Source organism: Microcoleus sp. Aus8_D2 (genome assembly GCF_036702665.1).
Taxonomy (GTDB): Bacteria; Cyanobacteriota; Cyanobacteriia; order Cyanobacteriales; family Microcoleaceae; genus Microcoleus.
In genome coordinates this window covers 172,316-183,401 of record NZ_JAUBUN010000001.1, presented here as the reverse complement: position 1 = coordinate 183,401, position 11,086 = coordinate 172,316, and the positions used below count along the sequence as shown (strand labels likewise).

Sequence of the window (11,086 nt, the reverse complement as noted above, 5' to 3'; positions counted from 1 at the left end):
AATATTACTGAGGGTTGTTTGATCAAATATTATTGCTTGGTGCGTCGCTCTTCTATTTTTCGTCTTTTTTGGGGATGGTTGATGGCGACGCACCCTACCAATATTACTGAGGGTTGTTTGATCAAATATTATTGCTTGGTGCGTCGCTCTTCTATTTTTCGTCTTTTTTGGGGATGGTTGATGGCGACGCACCCTACCAATATTACTGAGGGTTGTTTGATCAAATATTATTGCTTGGTGCGTCGCTCTTCTATTTTTCGTCTTTTTTGGGGATGGTTGATGGCGACGCACCCTACCAATATTACTGAGGGTTGTTTGATCAAATATTATTGCTTGGTGCGTCGCTCTTCTATTTTTCGTCTTTTTTGGGGATGGTTGATGGCGACGCACCCTACCAATATTTTTTATACTCATGAAGGATTGAGTGGAAAATCGGTATCCATCTCAACCTCGCCCGCATTTTTAGTAACTAAATCCAAAAACGCAAACACGGCCGGAATTAACAGCGCATCCCTCAAAACAGCCACCCCAATTACCCTTTCAAAAGCCGCTGGTAAACTGCAAATTTTTACCTCAGCAGGTATCGGTTCCGCCGCCAAACGTGGCATAATTGCGGCACCCAAACCTTGCATTACCATACTGACAATAGTTGAATCTTCGCTGAGTTCGTAAGCGATATTTAAGGGAAACTCCGAAGTTGCTAAATATTTGCGCAGCGGTACGGAACAAGCTGTTTCCGGCGGCTGCAAAATCAGCGAATAATTTGCTAATACTTCCCAGGTAATTTTAGCACATGATAACTTGGCAGTTGGCGGCAGCAACACCACATATTTATCCCGCAAAATTTCTCTAGTTTCAAATTCATCGGAGATGGGAAGAGAAACAAAGCCGATGTCTGCTTTGCCCGATCGCAAAGCTTCTTCCACAGCCTGGGTATAATACACTTCGGTAATGCTGACGGCAATCTTGGGAAAGCGATCGCGAAATTGGGCGATAATACCCGGTAGGATATGAGTTGCGACACTCCGAAACGTGACTATCCGCACCACGCCGCCCTGCAAACCTTTGTCTAAATCAGCTTCTTTCACCATCATTTCTAACGATCGCACAATTTGACGCCCGTGAAGCACCACCCTTTCCCCCACCGGCGTCAGTTGAGCGCCGTGTCGCCCCCGATGGAACAATTGCACTCCCAATTCTGTTTCTAAAGAGGCGATGGCGTGGCTGACTGCTGATTGTGACAGTTCCATTTGTAAAGCCGCTTCGCTAAAGTTTTCACAGTCGGCTACTGCTATCAAAGCCTGAATCTGAGAGAGTTTCATCCGCCGTGTGTTGATTTCGTTCATAGCGTTTCCTAGAAGGAAGAAGTCATCGGTCATTAGTCATCGGTCATCGGTCATCGGTCATCGGTCATCGGTCATCGGTCATCGGTCATTTTACCCAGAGCGAAGTCGAAGGGTGGTCATCGGTCATCGGTCATCGGTCATTAGGAAGAAGGACTCGAACGCAAGGGTTGGAGTAATTAATAACGTCCTAACCGTTGGGCGCGGTTGGTATATTTATCTATCGATTTTATTCATACAACCTATGCAAGTAATGATTTGATTGTTGTTTTGCCAAGAGTTAGGGTTAATTTATCAGGCAATAGATTTAGTTTGACAGGAATTGCATAAGGATAAAAAGGTGCTGTAGCGAGCAAGTTATTGCTGCTTTTTAGCTGTTATTTTTCATGATGCAATTTGTGTTTAATTGAGGATTTGAAGGTGTTTGTTATGTCTACTTACGAAAATCGGCTGGCTCCCGAAAAAACTGTTGTTTCGATTAAGGAGCGAGCTAAATATGCCAAAAGACACAAAGGGCGATCGCTCTTTTCAACTATCAATCAACTGTGGCAAGGTTTGCTCACCGCTGCATCTGGCGAGAACGAGGTCAGAATCTGGCAGACTTGCGATCGCTATGGTAACACTTGGTGGCACGGTTGCGATCGGGCGACAGGTCGCTCTACCTGGGCGGCGACGGATGATGAAATGCGCGCTTGGATCGATCGGCGTTATTGCGAATAGTTACGGCAAAGGTTGATTGAGATTGTTGGTTGTGTGGGGGCGGGTTTTAGATCGTGTCCGATGATTAACCGCCATAAGATTGGTTCGCGCGTGCGTCCTGGTGTCCGCAAAAATCTGCGGACACCAGGACGCACTACAAACCTTTTTTATTATGGTAATCGACCGGACATGATATTAGAGATTGTTTGAGGTTTCCCAAGATTTTTGCTGAACCCGCCCCTAGGATACTTGGGAAAAATTTGTGGATTTTTGATTCTTAATTTCCCAGGAGATGCTATGCTTCAAAGATACTCCGAATGTGCAGCGCCCGATCGTATAATCCTCATGAAAAACGAGGTGTACAGGTTGCCTCAAACTCATCGAGAAATTCAAGTTTTGTCAGGAATTGCTTGGATCACACTTGACAAACAGGACATCATCTTGCACAGCCCAGAAAAAATATCGCTTCCGCCGAGCAAAAACTTTGCTGTCGTCTCCGCTCTCAACAATATGCCGCTGATTCTAGCAGTCTGGTAAGACAACAGCCCAGCCATGCGATTTGAGCTTTGAGATTTTGGATTGAAGAATTGGGAATTACTTATTGTGTATGGGTTTGCAGCACGGGCTTACAGTTGCATTCTTTGTTTAAACTGGTATCCTTCGCTAGGGACTGAGAAAAAAATCTGGCGGAACACCCTAAAGAGGTCTATCTTAGTTATAAATTGGCTTTTGGAGGACTCGATCGGTGTACTGCCGCTCTTACCACTTCAGCTATCTCGCAGCTATAAGTATTGTCTTATCGCCCGCACTCAGCTTGCTGGCAATCTCAGACGCTCGGGCATTTGCCCCTATTATAAATGCCAGACAGGCTCGTTCGGGCGATCGCGCCCAAGCAACAGACCCCAAAACGGAAGCAGACAAACTCTTTGAAACAGGAGTCAAACAGCACCGCGAGGGTTTGTTTCAAGCAGCAATCCAGACTTTTGAGCAAGTTTTGGCAATTCGCAAGCAACTAGGCGACAAACCGGGAATCGGAGACACCCTCAACAATATCGGGGAAGTTTACACAGAAATGGGTTTGCGCCCCAAAGCTTTGGAAATTTTGCGGCAAGCTTTAGCCATTCACCGCGAAATCGGCGAAGGGCCCCGCATCGCGCGCACTCTCAATCTCATCGGTTTCGTCAACCGGGTTACGAACAATTTTGCCGAAGCGATGAAACTGCACCAAGAAGCTTTGGATCTCGCCAAAACTGCCAATGACCAAGTTGAAATAGCAGAATCTTTTCACAACATCGCGGCGGTGTACGCGGAACAGGTAAATTACGCTAAGGCGATCGAATTTTACCAGCAAGCGCGGACGATTCGCACCAAAGAAGGCGATCGGCGCGATTTAGGCCGTACCCTCAATAACATGGGTGGCGTCTATTACAACATCGGCGACTTTAACAGAGCAATGGAATTTTACCATCAAGCTTTAGCAATTCGCCGGGAAATCGGAGACAGGGCTGGCGTCGCCCGCCTCCTCAACAACATGGCACTTACCTGTCGCAAACAAGGTAAAGATACTCAAGCCCTAATCTATTTTCAGCAAGCAATACCAATGTTTGAAGCCATCGGCGACAAGACAAGTATCGGACGCTTGTTCAATAATATGGGCGCGATTTATGAAAGTCTCCGTCAATCCGCTAAAGCTCTCGACTCCTATGACCGAGCTTTGAAAATTGCCCGCGAGGGCGGAGACCAAGTTGGAGAAACCACAGCGATGGATGGCATTAAACGATTGTCGTCGGGGCAGTCTTTGCCACAATAATGGGAGTATCTAATCATTAAGGTTATAAGCTGTTGCGCATTTAAATTATATATTCGGGACGCTGCTCATAGTAACGTCCCACTCATTGTTTAATTGATTGTTGACACACCAGTTAAATGCCACAACAGCTTATCTCAATACAGTTAAGTTAGCGCTGTTTATTCCCCGGAGATTCCCCTCGCATCCCCCCGATAGTCGAAGGACTTTGAGAATACTCTTGTCCCCCCCCTTTGTTAAGGCTACCCTGTACACACATCTCTGTGTAGAACCAAAATCCTCGGAGATCCCCTCGCATCCCCCTTAACAAGGGGAGTAGGGGTTGACTTTGACTCCCGTTCCCCCCTTTTTTAAGGGGGAGTAGGGGGCAAGCTAAGGGGGGATCTCATGACTTGTGTGTACACCGTAGCCTTGTTAAGGGGGGTTAGGGGGGATCTGCCTTAACTGAACCGTATTGAATTCTAACTTAGTGAACTAGCGAGATCGCCCTTTTCGTCAACGCCTCAGCCGTCAACCCATTAAACGCCATCAACTGACCAGCGCTAGCAGTCGTTTCGCCCCGCTTCCAAGCGAAAGTATCGCGCGGACAATTGCTGCGTAGCATCACCGGTTCCAACATCCCAGAAGCACCGCCTGTCACGCCAATTAAGGCATCTCCGCCAAACATTTCGGCAAATTTCTCATCGCTCAAAAAGCCGCCGTCAGCTTCCGAACAAGTATCCCAAGCAACATCGCCTTGACGGTACAAACGGCGGGGATTCACAACAGAAACAATCCGCACTCCAATGCCTTCTGTTTCCAAAAATGCCGCCGCTTCAAACACTGGCATTAAAGTCATGTCGCCCACAACAGCAAACACAACTTTCTTGCTCTCCCCTTGATTGTGGGGAGCTTGGGGAGAAGCGACTTCATGCAGCACAATTGCACCGTATTCCAAACCTTGGCGAGTCTGTTCAAAAGTAGTGCGAATTGGCAGTGGCGACTTGCTCGCAGTAATCACAACTCCCTTATTTCTGGCAGTCAAAGCCCAATCGTAACAGACTTGAATGCTGTTAGCATCGGGTGGGAACAAAGGAAACACATTTCCATTGCGCATCATCGCCGCAAAATAAGCCTCAATTTCCGGGCGTTGGTGCGTCCAACCGTTGCGGCCTTGTTCTAAAGCACCTGCTGTAAATAAGGTGACAGTCGCCGGAGTTGCACGGCGCAATTCTGCCATTGCTTGGGTGACAGTTTGCCAAATTGGTAAACCGTTAATGGCAAAAGATTCGTAGGAACACCACAAACTCCGCGCGCCGAATAGCGACAATCCTACTGCTAAACCCGCGCAAGCATCTTCGCTCAAAGGTTCGTAAACTTGACCGTTTGGCGATTGATTGTACAAGTCATCTGTCGTCGGGTGAATGATTTTGAGAGCTTGGTTGATGTTGGCAATTGCCGATGCTTCGTTTCCATCGGCGTTGGTGACCAGAAAAGTGCGATCGCGCTGGCCGACTGTTCCCACCAAAAGCCCCATTGCAGTTGTCGAAATTTTCGCTTCTCCCCCAACCGCAAATTCTTCCAAAGGCAATTCGCCCAAATCTGCCAGTGGCAATGTAAACTCAGTAACAACGGTTTTCGCAGCAGGCCCGCCACCCGCGCGCTCGCAATTTGTTCGCACCAACTGCCAAGCATCAGCAGTCAAAGCGCGCTCTTTTAAAGCGCTGATAATGTGCGGTGCATCGAGGGTATCTTTTGGATAAAGGTTGTGAGATTTTGCTCCGCGCGCGTGTACGCCCGCACCTTTCAACTGTTTAATAATAAACACAGTCAATTTGCCGCCGAGAGCAGATTTTGCCGCTTTGTCAACTCCTTGTAACACAGCTTTGGTAAATGCCATGCGCTGTTCGAGGGAAAAAGCAGTGCTGTCAACATAAGCTTCCGGTTGATTTTTATCGTCAAATTCCTTAGCATCAACTAAGATGACTTCTTCAAAACCGTTTCCTTGCCAATAAGCAATCATTTCAGCATTAGTTTTAGTCGAAACCATGCTGTGATGTTCTTGAGAATATCCGTTCCAAACTAACACTGGCAAAAAGTTAGTAGCCTTCGGATAAGCAGTGTGGAAATGCGCCATGCTGCTCATCGGATAGGGTTCGCCCATGCCGCCGTCGCCCATTGTGAAAGCAAACAGTTTGTCGGGGTGTAAAAGCGCGCCAGCCATTGCGAAATGCTGCCCTTGTCCGAGGGGGCCTGCTGGTGCTAAAAGACCGGGAATGAAGCCGGAAAGATGTCCTAATAAACCGTCTTTTTCTCGGAATTTATCGCGCACTTGCTGCACGTTGAAAATTCCCATGTCTTCCAAAGATCGATCGAGAAACATGGCACTATAAAATCCTGGCGCGTGGTGCCCGACTTCGGTGACAATGTTCTTGTGTCCCAGCATCACCAACGCAGCGTAGGCCTCAGCTTGGCTGGCAAAACCCCCCGGATGTCCCGATGCCTTGCTGGCTGTCACTTGCAGCGTCAGGTAGCGCAGGGCGTCTGCTCCGAGCATCGTTTGAAAGACGGCGGCGGGATCGGCTGCATCGGCGATCGAATTGCTTCCTTGGGCGATCGCAGGTGCTTTCCCGTAAGTCTCAAAACCCGGCACTGTCTCGGAGAAATACTGGATTCCTTCGCAAAAACTGGGAATTGCTGACGTTGCCTTCGGCGTAGTTGCAGTCATGCTTGATACCTGAAAAATTTGACTTGAATTCATGTAACAGTAATTTTATAGCTTCTGTGTTGCAAAAAATCATCACTTCTGCTAAGTCGAATCATAAATCAGTCAAATATCTAAAATTTTCATAGCAACCGCCAAGACGGTTAGAACGTAATACGCTTTGCATAAGAATATCGAGCGGTTTGAACCGCAGTCTGATCTTCTTACCTCTTCCCTCTTCCTTCTTCCTTCTTCCTGATGACTATTGACTACTGACGGCCCGACTGCTGACGGCCCGACTACTGACTACTGACGGCCCGACTACTGACTACTGACGAATTCCTTCTTTGTTTATGGTTCGGTAACATCTAAACCCAGCCGTTCCCCAACATTAATATAAATCGCAGTGCCGCTTTCAAAAAGAGAAGGTTTAGCCTTTTGATTCGCCAGCAAAACAAAGAAACTGCTAAGTGCAGGAGCCGGATATCGATCGCGGCGCCACCTGTATATCAAACCTTCGCACGGCCCGTTAATCCGGCTGCTGGTGCAAATCGCTTTCTGATTGTTTACCGAATAATTGGGTCTAAAGCCTCCCCCTTTTAGGGGGACTTTCAAATCTATTGAAGCATCTCAAGCCATTATTATAGTAGATGTGCTACTATAAGAATAGCAGGAACAACCATGCTAGTTCTTGAGTTCAAAGCCTAGGGCAAAGTTAAACAGTTTGTTGCAGTAGACGAGGCTATCCGAGTAACGCAGTTTATTCGGAATAAGTCGATTGGACTGTGGATGGATGGTGAAGCTAAGTCTTGGGTGGAGATGTCAAGAAATTGCGCTGTCGCGGGCCAAGGAATTTGACTTGGCAAATAAGTTGAACTCAATGGCTAGACAGGCTCGTGCAGAAAGAGCATGGGCTGCAATAACTCGTTTCTACGAGATCGGACCGCTACTGAGGTTGGTGAAAACCTGTCGCGGGCCCGATCGCGATCGCTGAACCAAGAATCCCCGCGTCTTTACACCGGGGAGTGTCAAAGGCCCAGACAGCCAGTTAATGTCATCGGCTATGAATGAAGTGTTAAACCAGCAGGTTTTCAGTAGTCTGGGTTTAGTTGGTTATCGGCTGAAGATCGATCGCCACCTCGGAATAGCTACCGTCGATCTGCGGGCCTCCGGGAATTCCCGGCAGAAATTGCAGAATCTGTCGAGTTGTCAGATGTTAGGTTTGTTCGGAGGCGTGCGCCAAACCTTAACCAGTTATGCCCCTTGGCAAATCAAAACAGTCCGTTTTACAGAGCTCGGACAGGACATTTTGAGTACCGTTCGAGAATAACCTATTAAAATTATTGGAGATGGGGCTGATACACTTTTCCCCTTAAAAAAAGCTTGACAGGGATTGAATAAACCTTCAAACCTTTTGATATCTGTTGATGCAGCCTAACTCCTGTTACCACAACCGAGGCAATTCCTATGACACTACCTAACGGCCCCAAAACTCCACCCTTTGTGCAGCTAATTCAGTGGATCGGCGATCCGCTGACATACATGGATCGATGTGCCAAGCAATACGGCGACATTTTCACCACGCGATGGGGCAACCTCGAACCATTCGTGATGATCGACCACCCGCAAGCTATACAGGAGATGCTCAACAGCAACGCGCTTCACGCTCCAGGCAGGCTGAACAGCATCCTAAAACCCATGGTGGGAGAACAATCCATGATTATCCTCTCGGGAGAAAGGCACAAACGGCAGCGCCAATTATTGATGCCACCCTTTCACGGGGAACGGATGCGGAATTACGGCCAACTAATTTGCGATATCGCTCGAGATGTTGCTAGCAAGTGGACTGTCGATCGACCTTTTGTGGCCCGCAGCGCCATGCAGGAAGTCACGATGCGGGTGATCTTGCAGGCTGTTTTCGGCTTTGATGACGGGCCGCGGTTGCAAGAACTCAAGCCTCTACTTGCCTCAGTCGTCAATATGACCGACTCTCCCCTGCGATCGAGTATGTTGTTTCTGAATTGGATGCAGCAAGATTGGGGGCCCTGGAGTCCTTGGGGACGCATGAAACAGCGGCAGCGGAAAGTTGACGATCTGATCTATGCCGAAATTGAAGAACGCAGGCTGCAACCAGACGCCAACCGCACCGACATTCTCAGCTTAATGATGGCCGCCCGCGACGAAAACGGCGAACCAATGACCAATGAAGAATTGCGCGACGAGTTGATGACCCTGCTGTTTGCAGGCCACGAAACCACAGCAACGGCCCTAGCTTGGGCATTTTACTGGATTCACCACTTACCCTCTGTGCGCCAGAAGTTGCTGGCAGAATTGGACAGTTTGGGGGAAAATCCAGACCCGATGACGATTTTCCGCTTACCTTACCTGAGTGCCGTTTGTCAGGAGACGCTGCGAATTTACCCCGTGGGAATGCTGACGTTTCCACGAGAAGTGCGCGAGCCTGTGGAACTGATGGGACATCAACTCGAACCTGGTACGGTTGTTGTCGGCTCGATTTATTTAACCCACCGGCGGGAGGATTTGTATCCAGAACCGTTGCAATTTAAACCAGAACGGTTTTTGGAGAGGCAATTCTCGCCTTACGAGTATTTGCCCTTTGGAGGTGGTAGTCGCCGCTGCATCGGCATGGCCCTGGCGCAGTTGGAGATGAAATTGGTGCTGGCAACCATTTTGCGCGATTTCGACCTTCAATTAGCCGAGAAACAGCCCGTACAGGCCAAACGCCGAGGGGTGACTTTAGGGCCAGCGGGCGGCGTGCGGATGGTGATGCTGGGGCGGCGGATGCGGCAGCAGATACCTGAAGCTGTTGCTAGTGGGGTTTGATGTCGCAGCCGCAGGGGGGCGGACGATCGCACTTTCGGCTTTGAGTGCAAACAATTTAGGCAGAATGTGCGATCGACCGCCCTCGCCTCCATTTTTGGTAGCACCCGCTACAGAAAAATAGCTATAATCCTTCACCTGTAACCATCGCCCGCTTTCAAATTTCCAATTTTCTGTCTAAAATAGTAGAAGCCTTGCAAACACAGCCCAAAAGCAAAAGTGGGTGATTGCAATAGCCCTCTTGATATCTAGAAAGCCTGCCTGCCATACTTGAGAAACATATGCATACCCTGTTATTCAGCAAGGTCGGAAGCGCGTTGGCATTGCCTGCAATCTTCCGGCCTCTTTATTTTTTGGGGTATTTGAGGCCTTGGGCTTTCTGATGCAGAAGGCAAGGCAAAAGTATAAATTTTCCCTCGTGTCCCCATCTACCCCTCTCCGCAATTAGAGAGGTTCTGCCTCTAATTGAAATAGCATCCGACAGCAAGTTTAAGGAATCACTAAGGAATAATTAATAACTTGTTAAACGATCTCCTTGTACCCCGCTCTCAATCTTCTGTCTTCAGAAATTCTGATACCGAGACAGACTTGGGGAGGCTCTCCAGATCTTTAATTTCGCTTTCGTGGGCAAAAAACTCGACTTCTTTATCGTCAATCTGGATCTGATAGCTAGCGGTAGCAGTCACAATCCGCCGCTTTTTTTTATCTTCTATTAACACCCAACACACCACAGGTCTGACCCACCTCTCAACGTGCTGGCTTTGCTTCGTACTCCCAAAGGCATACCAGCCTTTAGCTTCAATAATTTGCAGCACTTTAAAATCGTTATTTGCCATAAATATCTCGATCGCGTTAACTTGACTATTCTTCTTAGATAGAACGGCACGCTTGCTAAGCATGACAGAAGTTCGGGAATTTAAATATCGACTTTAAAACCTGATTTTGAGTCGAAAATCAGCCGTTGAGCAGGGCATTATATGCGTTGTGGCCCGCTAAATTTAGTGCGATGTTTTTGTACTCTCCCACAATTACCGTAAAGTATCTATACCGCATCCTCAAAAAATAGTTTTGCAGGAGCATCAACAGCAGCAAACTCGACCTTAGCTAGCTGGAGCTAAGCGGATGCAAACTGCTTCTAACCGCTGGTTGGTGAGAGCGATCGGCATACAAGGCTGTTCGGATTTTTTGCTGCAATCAAGTGTCATTTTTACCAGAGCGGGTAAAACTTAACTAGAGATTGCCGCTTTCTATTCTAAGCCTGGGCGCGCCTAATTCTCAATTAATTGTATGGTTTAGTTAATAATTGCCAAACTGTCGATCGCACTAAACAGCCGTGTCTAACTCTTCAATTACCGTCACCGTTAAACTATTCGCCGCCTTCGGTGAAGCCTACGGCGTTTCGTTCCTTACAGTAGAACTTCCTCCCGAAACCCCAGTGTCTCAAGTTCTCGAAAGCTCGATCGCCCAACATCCTCAATTAGAACAGTGGCGCGATCGCACCCGTTTCGCCATCAACCTAGAATTCGTCTCCCCTGACACCATCCTCCAAGACGGCGACGAAGTTGTACTCATCCCCCCCGTCAGCGGTGGATAATACGATTTGGGATTTTCGATTGAAGAATTGAGAACGATCGCCCGCGGAAATCAGAAACCCGGTTTCTCGGCCCCGTCGTCACATCAGAAACCGGGTTTCTTGCTATATTTCTGGTTCCT

Annotated in this window: 12 protein-coding genes; 7 read left to right on the top strand and 5 right to left on the bottom strand. The window is 48.1% G+C overall.

Features of this window, described 5'->3' with window-relative positions; translation table 11 throughout:
• Together QUB64_RS00800 and QUB64_RS00795 are read right to left on the bottom strand one after the other, a co-directional pair.
• Positions 1-414 (bottom strand): hypothetical protein (locus QUB64_RS00800; RefSeq protein ID WP_333393929.1); only part of this gene is annotated, 414 nt, incomplete at its 3' end.
• Complete coding sequence (locus QUB64_RS00795) at positions 411-1,346, bottom strand: LysR family transcriptional regulator (protein WP_333268967.1); 936 nt, start codon at positions 1,344-1,346, stop codon at positions 411-413. The genes QUB64_RS00795 and QUB64_RS00800, both read right to left, overlap by 4 nt.
• Positions 1,347-1,772: 426 nt before the next feature.
• Between QUB64_RS00795 and QUB64_RS00790 the strand changes: the two genes are divergently transcribed.
• The 3 genes from QUB64_RS00790 to QUB64_RS00780 all read left to right on the top strand — a co-directional run bounded on the left by QUB64_RS00790 (position 1,773) and on the right by QUB64_RS00780 (position 3,852).
• Complete coding sequence (locus QUB64_RS00790; protein ID WP_333268966.1) at positions 1,773-2,063, top strand: hypothetical protein; 291 nt, start codon at positions 1,773-1,775, stop codon at positions 2,061-2,063.
• A 276-nt stretch (positions 2,064-2,339) separates the two neighbouring features.
• A complete protein-coding gene (locus QUB64_RS00785) occupies positions 2,340-2,579 on the top strand; it encodes a hypothetical protein (protein ID WP_333268965.1) in 240 nt (79 codons plus the stop codon).
• Between the two features lie 208 nt (positions 2,580-2,787).
• Positions 2,788-3,852: a tetratricopeptide repeat protein gene (locus QUB64_RS00780; protein WP_333268964.1), complete on the top strand. Its 1,065-nt coding sequence runs from the start codon at positions 2,788-2,790 to the stop codon at positions 3,850-3,852.
• 463 nt (positions 3,853-4,315) lie between these two features.
• Here the strand turns inward: QUB64_RS00780 and QUB64_RS00775 are convergent, their stop codons facing one another.
• Positions 4,316-6,556: a phosphoketolase gene (locus QUB64_RS00775; RefSeq protein WP_333268963.1), complete on the bottom strand. Its 2,241-nt coding sequence runs from the start codon at positions 6,554-6,556 to the stop codon at positions 4,316-4,318.
• Positions 6,557-6,883: 327 nt separating this feature from the next.
• Complete coding sequence (locus QUB64_RS00770; RefSeq protein ID WP_333268962.1) at positions 6,884-7,147, bottom strand: hypothetical protein; 264 nt, start codon at positions 7,145-7,147, stop codon at positions 6,884-6,886.
• Positions 7,148-7,595: 448 nt separating this feature from the next.
• Between QUB64_RS00770 and QUB64_RS00765 the strand changes: the two genes are divergently transcribed.
• The 3 genes from QUB64_RS00765 to QUB64_RS00755 all read left to right on the top strand — a co-directional run bounded on the left by QUB64_RS00765 (position 7,596) and on the right by QUB64_RS00755 (position 9,497).
• Complete coding sequence (locus QUB64_RS00765) at positions 7,596-7,862, top strand: hypothetical protein (RefSeq protein WP_333268961.1); 267 nt, start codon at positions 7,596-7,598, stop codon at positions 7,860-7,862.
• Positions 7,863-7,999: 137 nt separating this feature from the next.
• Complete coding sequence (locus QUB64_RS00760; protein ID WP_333268960.1) at positions 8,000-9,376, top strand: cytochrome P450; 1,377 nt, start codon at positions 8,000-8,002, stop codon at positions 9,374-9,376.
• On the top strand, positions 9,366-9,497 hold the full coding sequence (locus QUB64_RS00755) for a hypothetical protein (protein ID WP_333268959.1): 132 nt from the start codon (positions 9,366-9,368) through the stop codon (positions 9,495-9,497). Before QUB64_RS00760 ends, QUB64_RS00755 begins: the two co-directional genes overlap by 11 nt.
• Positions 9,498-9,921: 424 nt before the next feature.
• On the opposite strand, the gene QUB64_RS00750 is transcribed toward QUB64_RS00755, so the two are convergent.
• Positions 9,922-10,272, bottom strand: a complete 351-nt coding sequence (locus tag QUB64_RS00750) for a hypothetical protein (protein ID WP_333268958.1) — start codon at positions 10,270-10,272, stop codon at positions 9,922-9,924.
• A 434-nt stretch (positions 10,273-10,706) separates the two neighbouring features.
• Here QUB64_RS00750 and QUB64_RS00745 point away from each other — a divergent pair, with 434 nt between their 5' ends.
• Positions 10,707-10,967, top strand: a complete 261-nt coding sequence (locus tag QUB64_RS00745) for a MoaD/ThiS family protein (RefSeq protein WP_333268957.1) — start codon at positions 10,707-10,709, stop codon at positions 10,965-10,967.
• Positions 10,968-11,086 lie beyond the last annotated feature (119 nt).

Coding starts and splice junctions, on each gene's coding strand:
- QUB64_RS00795 (WP_333268967.1), bottom strand. CDS start 1,346: ATGAACGAAATCAACACACGGCGGATGAAACTCTCTCAGATTCAGGCT.
- QUB64_RS00790 (WP_333268966.1), top strand. CDS start 1,773: ATGTCTACTTACGAAAATCGGCTGGCTCCCGAAAAAACTGTTGTTTCG.
- QUB64_RS00785 (WP_333268965.1), top strand. CDS start 2,340: ATGCTTCAAAGATACTCCGAATGTGCAGCGCCCGATCGTATAATCCTC.
- QUB64_RS00775 (WP_333268963.1), bottom strand. CDS start 6,556: ATGACTGCAACTACGCCGAAGGCAACGTCAGCAATTCCCAGTTTTTGC.
- QUB64_RS00765 (WP_333268961.1), top strand. CDS start 7,596: ATGAATGAAGTGTTAAACCAGCAGGTTTTCAGTAGTCTGGGTTTAGTT.
- QUB64_RS00760 (WP_333268960.1), top strand. CDS start 8,000: ATGACACTACCTAACGGCCCCAAAACTCCACCCTTTGTGCAGCTAATT.
- QUB64_RS00750 (WP_333268958.1), bottom strand. CDS start 10,272: ATGCTTAGCAAGCGTGCCGTTCTATCTAAGAAGAATAGTCAAGTTAAC.